The sequence below is a fragment of the Pseudomonas sp. NMI760_13 genome (assembly GCF_021283245.1).
Taxonomy (GTDB): Bacteria; Pseudomonadota; Gammaproteobacteria; order Pseudomonadales; family Pseudomonadaceae; genus Aquipseudomonas; species Aquipseudomonas peradeniyensis.
This window is the reverse complement of sequence record NZ_JAJSRC010000044.1, coordinates 21,438-33,665: the sequence shown is the minus strand read 5'-3', so window position 1 is coordinate 33,665 and position 12,228 is coordinate 21,438. Positions and strand designations below refer to the sequence as shown.

Here is a 12,228-nt window from a genome sequence, read left to right as displayed (position 1 = left end):
CCAGGTAATGGCACAGGTTTGACTGGCCCGAAACAGATGTAGGAGCGGCCTTGTGCCGCGATGCGCCGCGCGGGCGGCGCTCGATTTGACAGGCGCTGCAACTACAACGCCGATCACCCTAAGGAACCTCGTCCGCCCCAAGCAACAACCCAACCTGCTGGCCCTTGGGCAACCGCCCCACCACCAATTGGTGCGACCGGCGCAGCAGGTCGCTCAGCTCGTCGCGGCCCATGGGGTAGGGCGGCAGCATGCTGATCCATTTCGCCCGCGCCAGGTAAGGCGCCGGGCGAATGCCGGGGCGGTCGCAGTAGCCGAGGAACAGCTCGTCGGCCACCTTGAACGACAAGCCGGCGCCGCCCAGGTCCTGCACGGCGAACATCTTGTTGCCGGCCACCGAGAACACCCGGATGCCGCCCCATTTATAGTCTTCCCGCGCCCCGGGCAGGGCCAGGCACAGCGCCGCCACCTGATCCTCGGACATCCTTTTCTCAGACATAACGCTCTCCACAGGCCTCGAACGAGACCGCCAGGTGATCGATCCACGCGCGTACCGCCGGCAGCAGGCCGCGGCGGTGCGGGTAGACCGCCTGCAGGTAGCCGCCGGGCAGCGACCAGTCTGGCAGCAGGCGCACCAGTTCGCCACGGGCCAGTTCCTCCTCGCAGAACATCGACGGCAGGGCGGTGAAGCCCAGCCCGGCGCGTACCGCGGCGTTGCGCACGACGAAATCGTCGATGGCCAGCCGCGGCTCCAGGGCAACGTCCTCCTGGCGCCCGTGCGGCCCATGCAAACGGAAGTGCACCAGGCGGTCGGCCTCGGCCGCGCCTAGCACTGGCAGGGTGGCCAGCTCGGCGGGTTCGCGGATATGGTCGGCGAAGCCAGGCGCTGCCACCAGCTGCATCTGCGCCTGGCGCAGGCGGCGGGTGACCAGCGCCGGGTCCTCGTCACCCAGGTCGCGTACCCGCAGGGCCACGTCGATGCCTTCGGAGATCAGGTCGACCCGGCGGTTGAGCAGCACCATGTCCAGCTGCACCAGGGGGTACTGGGCAAGAAAGCGGCTAACCACATCCGGCAGGAAGGCGTGGGCCAGGGCCACCGGGCAGGACACCCGCAGGCGGCCGCGGGGCTCGCTGGACATGCTGGCCACCACCTCGTCGGCCATTTCCGCCTCCAGCAGCATGGCCTGGCAATGGTTCAGGTAGCGCTCGCCCACGGCGGTGAGCTTGAGCTGGCGGGTGGTGCGCTGCAGCAGGCGGGTGCCCAGGCGTTCCTCCAGCTCGGCGATGCGCCGCGACAGGCGTGACTTGGGGATGCCCAGCTGGCGCCCGGCGGCGGCGAAACCACCGGCTTCGACCACCCGGGCGAAGTAGAAGAGGTCGTTGAGGTCTTGCATTTGGCTGTCTCATTGTTCCATCAGTGGAACAAACTAACGCGTTTTTACCGACTTATCAGCTATTCGATGTGCCTATAGGATTGCTCCCATCGTGATCGCCCACCGCCGCGGTCTTCATTCACAGGAGAGTCCCATGAAACTGTTGCATATCGATTCGAGCATCCTGGGCGACAATTCCGCCTCCCGTCAGCTGAGCCGCGAAGTGGTCGAGGCCTGGAAAGCTGCTGACCCGAGCCTCGAAGTGGTTTACCGTGACCTGGCCGCCGACGCCATCAGCCACTTCTCCGCCGCCACCCTGGTAGCCGCCGGCACCCCGGAAGAGATGCGCGACGCTGCCCAGGCCCACGAGGCCAAGTTGAGCGCCGAGACCCTGGAAGAATTCCTCGCCGCCGACGCCGTGGTGATCGGCGCGCCGATGTACAACTTCACCGTGCCGACCCAGCTCAAGGCCTGGATCGACCGCGTGGCGGTGGCCGGCAAGACCTTCCGCTACACCGAGGCCGGCCCTGAAGGCCTGTGCGGCGACAAGAAGGTGATCCTGGTGTCCACCGCTGGCGGCCTGCATCAGGGCCAGCCTACCGGCGTCGGCCATGAAGACTTCCTCAAGGTGTTCCTCGGCTTCATCGGCATCACCGACCTGGAAATCGTCCGCGCCCACGGCCTGGCCTACGGCCCGGAACACCGTGCCAAGGCCATCGACGCCGCCCAGGCGCAGATAGCAGGTGAGCTGTTCGCCGCCGCCTGATCGCCATTGCGCACCTAAAGCCGACTGCCGCCCAGCGCGCCAGTCGGCTTTTTTCATCCAGTTTTCATGTGCCGCCGGCGCGCCGGGTTCTATGCTGGGACCCATACCTGAGCACCGCGCAGTGCCTTGCGACGAGGAGCGCCCTGCGATGAAGCGAGCCCGCATGCTGATGGCGCTGTTGCTGCTGGGCGGCCTGCTGGCCCGCGCCGACGCGGCGCCGTGGGCAGCCGGCTTGCACCGCCTGACCTTCAGCGACCCGGTTGACGCCCGGCCCATGCAGGCGTTGGTGTTCTACCCCTCCAGTGGCGAGGCGCATCCGGTGCGCATCGAGGGCTACCAGACCCGTGTCGCCGAAGAGGCGCCGGTAGCCATGGGCCAGTTCCCGCTGCTGGTGATCTCCCACGGCAATACCGGCAGCCCGATGGCCTTGCACGACCTGGCCAATGGCCTGGCCCGCCAGGGTTTCGTGGTGGTGGCGGTGGTTCATCCCGGCGATAACAACCGCGACCACAGTCGTTTGGGTACCCTCAGCAACCTCTATGGCCGCCCCCTGCAGATCAGCGCCGCGATCACCGCGTCGCGAAGCGACAAGCTGCTCGCGCCGTACCTGAACGATGGCAAGGTCGGGGTGATCGGCTATTCCGCCGGCGGCGAGACCGCGCTGATCCTGTCCGGCGCACGTCCTGACCTCGAACGCCTGCGCCGCTATTGCGAGCAACGCCCCACTGACGCTGACGCCTGCAAGACCCATGGCGTGCTGATCGCCGATCACAGCGAGCTGGCGCCCCGCGCCGACCCCCGGGTGGGCGCGGTGATGCTGATGGCGCCGTTGAGCCTGATGTTCGGCCGCCACGCCCTGGCTGGCGTGCAGGTGCCCGCACTGATCTACAGCGGTGACAACGACCAGCTCCTGGCCCTGGAGCATAACGCCGATGCCCTGGCGCGCAAGCTGCCGGTCACGCCCGACTACCGTCTGCTGGCCGGTGCCGGACACTTCGTGTTCATGGCCCCGTGCGACGACGAGCAGCACCAGCGCATGCCAGTGCTGTGCAAGGACGCCGAGGGCGTCGACCGTCGGCATATCCATCGTTCGCTGCGCAGCGAGACCACCGCCTTCTTCAGCCAGGCACTGGGCGCGCCGGAGCCCGCCGAGCGTTCAGCCGCGGCGGGCCAGCAGCAGGGTCAGGCCCACCCCTGACAGGGCGAGCAGGGCGGCGACGCAGAAGATCGAGGCATAGCCCAGGTGCACCGCCACCGCGCCCATCACCGGGCCGGCGATGGCCAGCGCCAGGTCGAAGAACACCGCGTAGGCGCCCAGCCCGGCGCCACGGCTGCTGCTGGGCACCTGGCGGATCGCCTCGACGCCCAGGGCCGGGTACACCAGCGACAGGCCGAAGCCGGTCAGCCCGGCACCGACCATCGCCCACAACGGCGACGGCGCCAGCCATAGCAAGGTCAGCCCGAGCACCTCGGTGGCCATGCAGACGATGGCCACGTTGTAGCCGCCGAAGCGGTTGACCGCATTGACGAACAGCAGCCGCGACAGGATGAAGCACAGGCCGAAGGCGCTCAGGCACCAGGCGGCGCCGGCCCAGCCTCGCTCGAGGTAGTACAGGGTGACGAAGGTGGTCAGGGTGCCGTAGCCGATCGACGCCAGGGTCAGTCCCACGCCGCAGGGCGCCACGCGGCCGAACGCCGACCAGAACGGCAACCGTTCGCCGCGCACCACCACCACGTCCGGCCGGGTGCGCAGCACCAACAGGGCCAGCAGCGCCAAGCCCAGCAGTGCCGGACCGAGCACGGCGAAGCTCAGGCCACCCACCAGCAGCACGCCGGCGGGCGCGCCGATGGCGATGGCGCCATAGGAGGCGATGCCGTTCCAGGAAATGACCTGGGCAGTATGTTCCGGCCCAACCTGGCCGATCCCCCAGCTCAGCGTCGCGACGCCGATCAACCCCTGGGCGATGCCCAGCAACAGCCGGCCGCCCAGCAGCAGTGCCAGGCTCAGCCAGGGCAGGGTCAAGGTCCAGGCCGACAGCAGGGTCAGCACGCCACAGCCGGCGATGCCGTACAGGCCGTAGCGGATCGCGCGCTTGCCGCCGAGGGTGTCCGCCACCCGTCCGGCGAAGGGCCGGCTGAGCAGGGTGGCCAGGTACTGCAGGCCGATGGTCAGGCCGGCGATCACCGCGCCGAAGCCCAGCTGGTCGTGCACATGGCCAGGCAGCACCGCGATCGGCAGGCCGATGCAGAGAAAGGCGATGAAGGTATAGAAGACGATCGAGAGGATCTGCAGGGTGACGCTGGAGGCGTGTGGCGCGGTCATGGGGCTCGTTCGCGGGCGGGCGGTGGGGCTGTGCCCATCATGGCCGCTGCGCGACGGAAAAGAAAGCAGGCTAACTAATTGGCCGCAGGCAGTGCAAGACAGTTGCTCCCACAAGCATGTCAAATACCGTTGTGAGAGCCAGCCCTTTCAAGGTTTTGTGCCGGGGTCGCTTTGCGACCCTTTCGCGGCACAAGGCCGCTCCTACAGGAGACCACACGCCCTGTAGGAGCGGCCTTGTGCCGCGAAAGGGCTGCAAAGCAGCCCTGGCAAATCCAAGTCGGGCGCCAATTATCGACACTTGAAAGGGCGGGTTATGAGAGCGGACTCGCCCCGCGATGAAGGTTACTCAGCGTTGGCTCAGACCACCACACCCTGGCTGCGCAGGTAGTCGTCGTAGGTACCGCTGAAGTCCACCACGCCATCGGCCGTCAGCTCGATGATGCGGGTGGCCAGCGACGACACGAACTCACGGTCGTGGCTGACGAACAGCAGGGTGCCCGGATAGTTCTCCAGCGCCAGGTTCAGCGCCTCGATCGATTCCATGTCCAGGTGGTTGGTCGGTTCGTCCATCACCAGCACGTTGGGTTTCTGCAGGATCAGCTTGCCGAACAGCATGCGGCCCTGCTCACCGCCGGAGATCACCTTCACCGACTTGAGGATCTCGTCGTTGGAGAACAGCATGCGCCCCAGGGTGCCGCGGATCACCTGCTCGCCGCTGGTCCACTGGCCCATCCAGTCGAACAGGGTCACGTCGTCTTCGAAGTCGTGGGCGTGATCCTGGGCGTAATAGCCCACCTCGGCGCTGTCGGTCCACTTCACTTCGCCCTTGTCCGGGGTCATCTCACCGACCAGGGTGCGCAGCAGGGTGGTCTTGCCGATACCGTTGGGGCCGATGATGGCCACGCGCTCGCCGGCTTCGATGGTGAAGCTGAAGTCCTTGAACAGCACCTTGTCGTCGAAGGCCTTGGCCATCTTGTCGACGATCACTGCCTGGCGGTGCAGTTTCTTGGTCTGCTCGAAGCGGATGAACGGGCTGACCCGGCTCGACGGCTTGACCTCGGCCAGCTGGATCTTGTCGATCTGCTTGGCGCGCGAGGTGGCCTGCTTGGCTTTCGAGGCGTTGGCCGAGAAGCGGCTGACGAAGGTCTGCAGTTCGGCGATCTGGGCTTTCTTCTTGGCATTGTCCGACAGCAACTGCTCGCGGGACTGGGTCGCGGCCGTCATGTACTCGTCGTAGTTGCCGGGGAACAGACGCAGCTCACCGTAGTCCAGGTCGGCCATGTGGGTGCAGACACTGTTGAGGAAGTGACGGTCGTGGGAAATGATGATCATGGTGCTGTTACGCGCCGTGAGGATCGTTTCCAGCCAGCGGATGGTGTTGATGTCCAGGTGGTTGGTCGGTTCGTCGAGCAGCAGCACGTCCGGATCGGAGAACAGCGCCTGGGCCAGCAGCACGCGCAGCTTCCAGCCCGGGGCCACTTCGCTCATCGGGCCGAAGTGCTGTTCCAGCGGGATACCCAGGCCCAGCAGCAGCTCGCCGGCGCGGGATTCGGCGGTGTAGCCGTCCATCTCGGCGAATTCGGTTTCCAGCTCGGCGACGGCCATGCCGTCTTCCTCGCTCATCTCCGGCAGCGAATAGATGCGGTCGCGCTCGGCCTTGACCTTCCACAGCTGCTCGTGGCCCATGATCACCGTGTCGATCACGGCGAACTCTTCGTAGGCGAACTGATCCTGGCGCAGCTTGCCCAGGCGGGTGTTGGGCTCGAGCATCACCTGGCCACCGGACGGCTCCAGGTCGCCGCCGAGGATCTTCATGAAGGTCGACTTGCCGCAACCGTTGGCGCCGATCAGGCCGTAGCGGTTGCCGTTGTTGAATTTGACCGAGACGTTTTCGAACAGGGGCTTGGAGCCGAACTGCATGGTGATATTAGCGGTGGAGATCAAAGCGCTTACCTATCAGTAACTTACGCGGCTGGATTTTCAGCTGATACCGATCTGATACCAATCCTGAGCGTGTCCAGCTCGCTCCAGTCGGAGCTTGAGTTGAGCCAACGCGCATGCGTCGACAGCAGCATTCGCACGCTGTGACCCAGCTGTTGGGTGAAAAATGCGGGAGTTGAGGCCAGACATTGCGCCTATTGTCGCATAGGTGCGACGACAGTTGTATGGGGGCTCCTCCTGATCCCCAGTTCACTTAGCCCCTTCTCCATCGGCGACAGTGGGTGACCAACTCCACGCAACAGCGTCTATAGAGGTCTGTGCAAGGAAGCAATAAGGACGCTAGGTGGTTCGCAAGGCGATTTTACTGGTGCTGATTACCAGCTTGAACGGATGCATGGCCACCGCCATGCGCATGGATTATGACAAGCACCGTTGTCCTTACATCGGCCTCAGGTTCGATTGGTGGCTGGTAGGGACATCCAAAGGAAAGCTGATCCCTTTTCTACTGGTAGACGCGCCGTTTTCCCTGGTGGTCGACACCGTCTTCTTTCCCTTCGAGTATCAATACACCTGTAATCTTTAACGTAGCGGACTCGTCCAAATCGGGACGTGATCCAGCCTGGCTTTTCATCCGTCCAGCGCCAGCATGACTGGCAAAAGCTGTAGCAGGTCTCGCCTCCAGGCGATTCTGTATCTTGTCCTATGCGGGCGTTGAAGCCGGCCGTAGCCGGGCTATGGTAGATTCCTGCCTCCAACAGGGAGGTGCCAATGAGCAATCGAGGGAAGGATAGCCAGATCGACAACGTCGAGTTCAACGTCAGCGACATCAAGCGCAGCAAGGATTTTTACGGCGCGGTGTTCGGTTGGACCTTCATGGACTACGGTCCGACATACACCGAGTTCAGTGACGGTCGGCTTGCCGGCGGCTTCACCACGGGCGAGCCGGTCAGGCCCGGAGGGCCGTTGGTCATCCTGTACGCAAACGATCTTGCCAAAGCTCAGAACAGTGTCGTGGCGGCGGGCGGCAAGATCAGCCGGGAAGCGTTTTCGTTCCCAGGTGGAAAACGGTTCCACTTCATCGACCCAGATGGCTATGAGCTGGCTGTCTGGACGGCTGCAGATTGAGGTGGACGGAGCTAACCTGAAGCCCCTTGCCAGTCGCTAGTCCTTCACTGAACCGGTTCGATCAGATCCTGTCCTTGATTGCGTACGTTACCCACTGCAGCGCCCACCCGGTACCACTCAAAAGTCTCCGACGGCTCGCCCAGGTTGAGCAGCAACTGCTCGGCGTGTTCACTGGGCATAGGGACCGACATCCATTCGATAGCCAGGCCAGACGGCAGCACAACCGGTCGCCGGTCGTGCACGTCGACCAGGCCGCCCTGGGCATCGGCGGTGATGATCACGAACCCGTCATGATCGTTGCCGGCGAACTGGCCGATGGCGGCGCACAGGCCAGGGCGACCATCGCGTCGGCGGATGTAGTAGGGCTGCTTCTTCGGCCCGCCTTCATCCACCCATTCATACCAGCCGTCCACCGGGGTGATGGCCCGGTATGGCCATATCGCCCGGAAGAAGGCGCCGTGCGCTACCTTTTCAATGCGGGCATTGATCGGTGTGGCCCGGTCGGTCGCCCAATGTGGACGCCATCCCCATCTCACCAGGTCCGCGCGCGGACCTGCGTCGTCTACCCTAAGCACCGCGACCTGCGTGGTCGGCGCAACGTTGTAGTGGCCGAGCGGCTGCTCGCCGATATTGTTCCGCCAGGCCTGCGGAATGCTCAGGGTCTCGACGAAGTCATGGAGTCCGCGGTACTGGCTCAGCCGTCCGCACATTTCCCATCCCTCCTGCTTGAGCTCAAAGGGTAGGTCGTCGAGCAATGTCAGCGATCATCAGTTGCGGGATGATTGCGCCAGGAACCCGCTGACCAGCGAGGCAAACGGCTGTTGGATCGTTGCCTGCGGTCGAGCATTAGTGGGATGCATCGCTCAATCGCGCACCTGGTGTCCTGTCGGCCCTCACAATAACTTGCTGAACAACTGGTTTTCATGCGTCTCGTTCTGGAATGTATAGGGTTGCGAGCCAAGGTGCTCGTAACCTTGTCGAGGATAGAACGCCAGCGCCCGACCATTCCTCGCCCAGACAGTGGCCCACAGGATCGACCCGCCATCACGCCTGGCCTGTTGCTCGGCGGCCTCGAGCAAGCGATAACCAATGCCTTGCCCGGTAAATCGCTCCTGCAGGTAGAGGCATTGCAGCTCGCACGCCTGCGGGTTGGCAATCCGTTCATGGCCGATGTTCATGGCGACCTGGGCAAAACCGACCAGATGCCCGTCAATCTCTGCGAGCGTGATGAAGGTATCTGGTCTGGCAATCACCTTCGACAGGCTGTCTGGCGAGAATGAGTCCAGGGCTTCCTGGGCGATGGCGTCGCGTATGCCTTCGGTGGCATAGGTATCGAGAAAGACCTGAATGCCGAGTGCGGCAAGACACAGGGCATCCTGAGGGAGCGCTTTGCGCAAAGTGATCGGCTGCATTGATTGCCTCCTGGCATCGCCTGTCTGGGTCGGGCAGGTGTCTATCGCCAACCTGGTAAACAGACCTCACTGGATCTGGCTCCTGGCTCACTCTAACAGCCTGGGCAGGGCCTGTTCAGTCAGTGGTCGATCTCTCAAGCGCTGCACTTCTCATTCCTGCCTGACGAACCTCTAGCGGCGGCAGCGGTTTCGCCGCGCTGGGCATATCGCCACACTGCATTCCCTTCAATTCGCTGGGCGGAATGTGGACATGCAGCTGCCGACGGCGCTGCTGGATGATCTTCTGGATGCGTCTCATGGGGGCACACCTTGATGAGCATCCTTGCGAGAGCCGGAGGGCATGACCATCAGTAAACGCCTGTTTGCCCGCAACGCCCGTCTCGCCTGACCAATGGGCGGGGTCCTGGCGCTGGCGGGCTGGAATGGGAGTTGCTTGAACCCAGGAAACCGATCATGCGGGGAGAGCAGACATGTTCCAGGATGACTTCTATTTCATGAGCTTCGTCGTGGCTGCCGTGCTGGCTGTGGATGTGGTGGCGATCTTTGTGTTCCTGCAGGCCAGTGTCTGATCCCCACTTCTGGGGATGTCTCCCCCTGCATCGGGGACAGGTGCATGTATTCGTCCTGGGGTAGGCCCGGGGTGATATGCTGCGCCGCTTACCTGACAGGGAGTCTGTGGATGGCGTGGCTGGACCGTATAAAAGCGACGAGTGAGCGATTCACCGCTCGGCAACGTTGCATGGTGGGAGCGGGCCTTTTGGTTGCCTGGCTTGTAGGGACTGTCGCGTTCCCCGGAGTCGATCTTGTGCTTTTGTATATCGGCTCGATGTTCATGTTCTTCGGTGCCTTGACGGCCCGGCTCAACAAGCGGCGTTGAGCGACCTTCGTGGTGCCATGCACCGCATCGCGGGGCAAGCCCGCTCCCACGCTGGTGATGCCAGTAACTCGGCTACCACCGCGACAGCGCGGCCCAAAGGGTTGGCGGGCTCCGCAGATCCTTGCCAGATCATTCTGTCTGTTCGAGTGTCTGAGATCTTTAATTGATATCCATATGGGTGCTCCGCTTGTCTGCCGGCGCAGCCGACCCACGGGACGCTAGTACACTCACCCGTGCGGTAAGCAAGTCCCACTCATAAGGAGCATGAGTCATGGCACAGCAACAAAAGGCTTTTGATGAAGAACTGGCCGCCGATGTCCAGGTACCTCCGGGTTATACCTACCTGAGCAGCGGTCGTTGCGATGTGAAGGGCAAGGAGGGAGAGCGGGCCGGCGCGAACTTCGTCGAAGCGCAGATCCAGCAGTACAAATCCTTCATCCTCAGGACTACCGCCGGTGCGGGCACGTTCATGGTGCGCCTGGACTACTCTGGCGGCAGCGACAAGAACCTGCAGTACGTCAGTATCGATGCGAACTACTCCACCCAGGAGACCTTCAACATTCGCAGCGTTTCGATGAGCAATCTGCGTGGTTTGTTCGCCGCCGGCAAGAGTTCGGCGAACCTGAGTTTCTATGTGTTCGGAAAACCTTGATCAGGGTTGATTGACCTGCATGGATTCCGGTCGGTTCACGGCCGGAGTCCATAAGTGTGTCCTCGGGCTGGCAGGCATTACCAAAGCCACAGGAAGACGCTGGCCAGGTCGACCAGCATCCCTGCGAAGACCCAACTGGCAGTCAGGGACACGGCGATCAGTGGCGTGGCATCCCTGGTTCGAAGCATGGCCAGGAAACCGCCAGCCAAGGCACCGGGAAAACTGAAGAAGTACCATAGCCAAGCCATTGCCTCGGCACGCCCTCCCGTGGAGAACCAGAGTCCGAAGAGGCTCAGGAAGAGTGCCATCGCTATCTCCGTGCCCGCGAATACCGCCCATGGCCCTCTGAATATCAGCAAGACGCCCAGTACGATGGCGTGAGGTGCCAGCAAGAGTGCGAAATTGCCCCAGAAGTATTCATCGAACCGGGTGAGGAGGGTAGCGCTGGTCATGGCCCACAGCACTGCGACTAATGCAATCCAGTGGTCGACGCGCCGGGCTGGCGCGGTACCTGTCGAAATCATCGCGTGAAATCCCTTTCAAAATGCAGCGCGCATTCTAGCGATCTCGCCTCGCAACGCCCAGCACTTGGACGCATCGGTTGGGTACCTTTACCAGGGTGGCAATTGTGCTAGATTTCAAGGTCTTGCAGACATCAAGCCGGTGAGGGCTCGCTCCATGTTCATCGAAACACCGCGTCTTGTCCTGCGTCCCTGGGCCGAGCGGGACATCGAAACCTTTGCCCTCGTCAATGCCGACCCCGAAGTCAGGCGCTACTACTATCCCGCGATACTGTCTCCTGATGAAACCCGGTCGATGCTCGCGGACTGCGATCACCATCTGCAGGTCCATGGTTTCGGTTTCGTCGCCGTCGAACGCAAGGTCGATGGCGCGCTGGTCGGCGGGCTTGGACTGTCCTTGACCGGGGATGAGATACCGGGCGGCCCGCAGGTCGAAATCGGCTGGATTTTCGGGCGCAGCCACTGGCGGCAGGGGTACGCCTTCGAGGCGGCCAGCGCGTGTCTGGAGCACGCGTGGTCAACGCTTGGGCTAAGGCAGGTCATCGGCTACACCTCCAGCATCAACACCCCGTCGCGGGCTTTGATGGAGCGGTTGGGTATGCGTTCGGATCCGGCGGAGGACTTCCCCGACCCGACGGTGCCTGAAGGCAATGCATTGCGGCCGCACGTGCTCTACCGAATCCACAGGCCGGCCTGAAAGCGATGCGATATAGCGAACCGGCCTACCGCGCCCATAACCCGGAGCTAGTCTTGTAGATCGTAAGCAGACTATTAAAAAGGGTGGTAGGTGTCTGACCCTGTCCAGGGCTTCCTGCTGGGGTGGTTGGAGTCTGTATGAGCCGTTTGATGATGGCAGTGGCCGCCAGCCTGTTGCTGGTGGGCTGCGCACACGATCCCGATATCCGTGCGGGCCGCGACAACACCTTCGGCATGACCGCGAAAAGCCCGCCGGAGTACCTGAACTGCGTCAAGGCCGAGCTTCCCGACACGGCCACGACCTATGTCGTGCAGAACCAGGACGCCCTGGAGCTGTTTGTCGCCAGCACTGACCCGAACAAGGCCGAGGGGCTGGTCAAGGTTCAAGGCTCCGCCGGGCGGCAGCAGTTCTCGGCGTACCAACGTGATGCCTGGTATGACAAGGGGCGCCTGCTCGATGCCGCGCTGATGTGTTCGCGGGTATGATCGCAGCTTAGCGGGGCGCGCCAGTTTCCATCGCGCCTCGTGAAGCGATCCCGCCCCAC

At 63.3% G+C, this 12,228-nt stretch carries 16 protein-coding genes and 1 pseudogene; 8 read left to right on the top strand and 9 right to left on the bottom strand.

The window, feature by feature from the left end:
• Positions 1-118: 118 nt before the first annotated feature.
• Positions 119-496, bottom strand: coding sequence for an MmcQ/YjbR family DNA-binding protein (locus tag LU671_RS27865; RefSeq protein ID WP_232857676.1), 378 nt, complete (start codon positions 494-496; stop codon positions 119-121).
• On the bottom strand, positions 489-1,391 hold the full coding sequence (locus tag LU671_RS27860) for a LysR substrate-binding domain-containing protein (protein ID WP_232857674.1): 903 nt from the start codon (positions 1,389-1,391) through the stop codon (positions 489-491). Before LU671_RS27860 ends, LU671_RS27865 begins: the two co-directional genes overlap by 8 nt.
• A gap of 133 nt (positions 1,392-1,524) precedes the next feature.
• Between LU671_RS27860 and LU671_RS27855 the strand changes: the two genes are divergently transcribed.
• Together LU671_RS27855 and LU671_RS27850 are read left to right on the top strand one after the other, a co-directional pair.
• Complete coding sequence (locus tag LU671_RS27855) at positions 1,525-2,136, top strand: FMN-dependent NADH-azoreductase (RefSeq protein ID WP_062363121.1); 612 nt, start codon at positions 1,525-1,527, stop codon at positions 2,134-2,136.
• 148 nt (positions 2,137-2,284) lie between these two features.
• Positions 2,285-3,334: an alpha/beta hydrolase family protein gene (locus tag LU671_RS27850; RefSeq protein WP_232857673.1), complete on the top strand. Its 1,050-nt coding sequence runs from the start codon at positions 2,285-2,287 to the stop codon at positions 3,332-3,334.
• Here LU671_RS27850 and LU671_RS27845 read toward each other — a convergent pair.
• The 3 genes and pseudogenes from LU671_RS27845 to LU671_RS27835 all read right to left on the bottom strand — a co-directional run.
• A complete protein-coding gene (locus LU671_RS27845) occupies positions 3,293-4,459 on the bottom strand; it encodes an MFS transporter (RefSeq protein ID WP_232857671.1) in 1,167 nt (388 codons plus the stop codon). The genes LU671_RS27850 and LU671_RS27845 overlap by 42 nt on opposite strands.
• A gap of 357 nt (positions 4,460-4,816) precedes the next feature.
• On the bottom strand, positions 4,817-6,403 hold the full coding sequence (locus LU671_RS27840; protein ID WP_232857669.1) for an ABC-F family ATPase: 1,587 nt from the start codon (positions 6,401-6,403) through the stop codon (positions 4,817-4,819).
• Positions 6,404-6,423: 20 nt separating this feature from the next.
• Positions 6,424-6,646 (bottom strand): annotated as a pseudogene (locus LU671_RS27835) (site-specific integrase); the annotation flags it as partial.
• Positions 6,647-6,743: 97 nt separating this feature from the next.
• Here LU671_RS27835 and LU671_RS27830 point away from each other — a divergent pair.
• Both LU671_RS27830 and LU671_RS27825 read left to right on the top strand, forming a co-directional pair.
• The gene (locus LU671_RS27830) at positions 6,744-6,983 is read left to right on the top strand and encodes a YceK/YidQ family lipoprotein (protein ID WP_232857667.1); all 240 of its coding nucleotides are present in this window, start codon (positions 6,744-6,746) and stop codon (positions 6,981-6,983) included.
• A 185-nt stretch (positions 6,984-7,168) separates the two neighbouring features.
• Entirely contained in the window at positions 7,169-7,525 is a 357-nt protein-coding gene (locus LU671_RS27825; RefSeq protein ID WP_232857665.1) for a VOC family protein, read from the top strand.
• Between the two features lie 44 nt (positions 7,526-7,569).
• Here the strand turns inward: LU671_RS27825 and LU671_RS27820 are convergent, their stop codons facing one another.
• From LU671_RS27820 to LU671_RS27810, 3 genes are all read right to left on the bottom strand, one after another.
• Positions 7,570-8,235: an SOS response-associated peptidase gene (locus LU671_RS27820; RefSeq protein ID WP_232857677.1), complete on the bottom strand. Its 666-nt coding sequence runs from the start codon at positions 8,233-8,235 to the stop codon at positions 7,570-7,572.
• Between the two features lie 183 nt (positions 8,236-8,418).
• Positions 8,419-8,937: a GNAT family N-acetyltransferase gene (locus LU671_RS27815; RefSeq protein ID WP_232857663.1), complete on the bottom strand. Its 519-nt coding sequence runs from the start codon at positions 8,935-8,937 to the stop codon at positions 8,419-8,421.
• Positions 8,938-9,052: 115 nt separating this feature from the next.
• The gene (locus LU671_RS27810) at positions 9,053-9,235 is read right to left on the bottom strand and encodes a hypothetical protein (RefSeq protein ID WP_232857661.1); all 183 of its coding nucleotides are present in this window, start codon (positions 9,233-9,235) and stop codon (positions 9,053-9,055) included.
• A 381-nt stretch (positions 9,236-9,616) separates the two neighbouring features.
• Here LU671_RS27810 and LU671_RS27805 point away from each other — a divergent pair, with 381 nt between their 5' ends.
• Both LU671_RS27805 and LU671_RS27800 read left to right on the top strand, forming a co-directional pair.
• Positions 9,617-9,814, top strand: coding sequence for a hypothetical protein (locus LU671_RS27805; RefSeq protein ID WP_232857659.1), 198 nt, complete (start codon positions 9,617-9,619; stop codon positions 9,812-9,814).
• A gap of 271 nt (positions 9,815-10,085) precedes the next feature.
• The gene (locus tag LU671_RS27800) at positions 10,086-10,466 is read left to right on the top strand and encodes a hypothetical protein (protein WP_110738881.1); all 381 of its coding nucleotides are present in this window, start codon (positions 10,086-10,088) and stop codon (positions 10,464-10,466) included.
• Between the two features lie 77 nt (positions 10,467-10,543).
• Here the strand turns inward: LU671_RS27800 and LU671_RS27795 are convergent, their stop codons facing one another.
• Entirely contained in the window at positions 10,544-10,990 is a 447-nt protein-coding gene (locus LU671_RS27795; RefSeq protein ID WP_232857657.1) for a hypothetical protein, read from the bottom strand.
• A 154-nt stretch (positions 10,991-11,144) separates the two neighbouring features.
• Between LU671_RS27795 and LU671_RS27790 the strand changes: the two genes are divergently transcribed.
• Together LU671_RS27790 and LU671_RS27785 are read left to right on the top strand one after the other, a co-directional pair.
• On the top strand, positions 11,145-11,684 hold the full coding sequence (locus LU671_RS27790; RefSeq protein WP_232857655.1) for a GNAT family N-acetyltransferase: 540 nt from the start codon (positions 11,145-11,147) through the stop codon (positions 11,682-11,684).
• Between the two features lie 137 nt (positions 11,685-11,821).
• Positions 11,822-12,169: a hypothetical protein gene (locus tag LU671_RS27785; RefSeq protein ID WP_232857654.1), complete on the top strand. Its 348-nt coding sequence runs from the start codon at positions 11,822-11,824 to the stop codon at positions 12,167-12,169.
• Positions 12,170-12,228 lie beyond the last annotated feature (59 nt).

What these genes read in the sequence shown, in the direction of transcription:
- LU671_RS27865 (WP_232857676.1), bottom strand. Translation starts at nt 496, where the DNA reads ATGTCTGAGAAAAGGATGTCCGAGGATCAGGTGGCGGCGCTGTGCCTG.
- LU671_RS27860 (WP_232857674.1), bottom strand. Translation starts at nt 1,391, where the DNA reads ATGCAAGACCTCAACGACCTCTTCTACTTCGCCCGGGTGGTCGAAGCC.
- LU671_RS27855 (WP_062363121.1), top strand. Translation starts at nt 1,525, where the DNA reads ATGAAACTGTTGCATATCGATTCGAGCATCCTGGGCGACAATTCCGCC.
- LU671_RS27850 (WP_232857673.1), top strand. Translation starts at nt 2,285, where the DNA reads ATGAAGCGAGCCCGCATGCTGATGGCGCTGTTGCTGCTGGGCGGCCTG.
- LU671_RS27845 (WP_232857671.1), bottom strand. Translation starts at nt 4,459, where the DNA reads ATGACCGCGCCACACGCCTCCAGCGTCACCCTGCAGATCCTCTCGATC.
- LU671_RS27825 (WP_232857665.1), top strand. Translation starts at nt 7,169, where the DNA reads ATGAGCAATCGAGGGAAGGATAGCCAGATCGACAACGTCGAGTTCAAC.
- LU671_RS27820 (WP_232857677.1), bottom strand. Translation starts at nt 8,235, where the DNA reads ATGTGCGGACGGCTGAGCCAGTACCGCGGACTCCATGACTTCGTCGAG.
- LU671_RS27815 (WP_232857663.1), bottom strand. Translation starts at nt 8,937, where the DNA reads ATGCAGCCGATCACTTTGCGCAAAGCGCTCCCTCAGGATGCCCTGTGT.
- LU671_RS27810 (WP_232857661.1), bottom strand. Translation starts at nt 9,235, where the DNA reads ATGAGACGCATCCAGAAGATCATCCAGCAGCGCCGTCGGCAGCTGCAT.
- LU671_RS27805 (WP_232857659.1), top strand. Translation starts at nt 9,617, where the DNA reads ATGGCGTGGCTGGACCGTATAAAAGCGACGAGTGAGCGATTCACCGCT.
- LU671_RS27800 (WP_110738881.1), top strand. Translation starts at nt 10,086, where the DNA reads ATGGCACAGCAACAAAAGGCTTTTGATGAAGAACTGGCCGCCGATGTC.
- LU671_RS27795 (WP_232857657.1), bottom strand. Translation starts at nt 10,990, where the DNA reads ATGATTTCGACAGGTACCGCGCCAGCCCGGCGCGTCGACCACTGGATT.
- LU671_RS27790 (WP_232857655.1), top strand. Translation starts at nt 11,145, where the DNA reads ATGTTCATCGAAACACCGCGTCTTGTCCTGCGTCCCTGGGCCGAGCGG.
- LU671_RS27785 (WP_232857654.1), top strand. Translation starts at nt 11,822, where the DNA reads ATGAGCCGTTTGATGATGGCAGTGGCCGCCAGCCTGTTGCTGGTGGGC.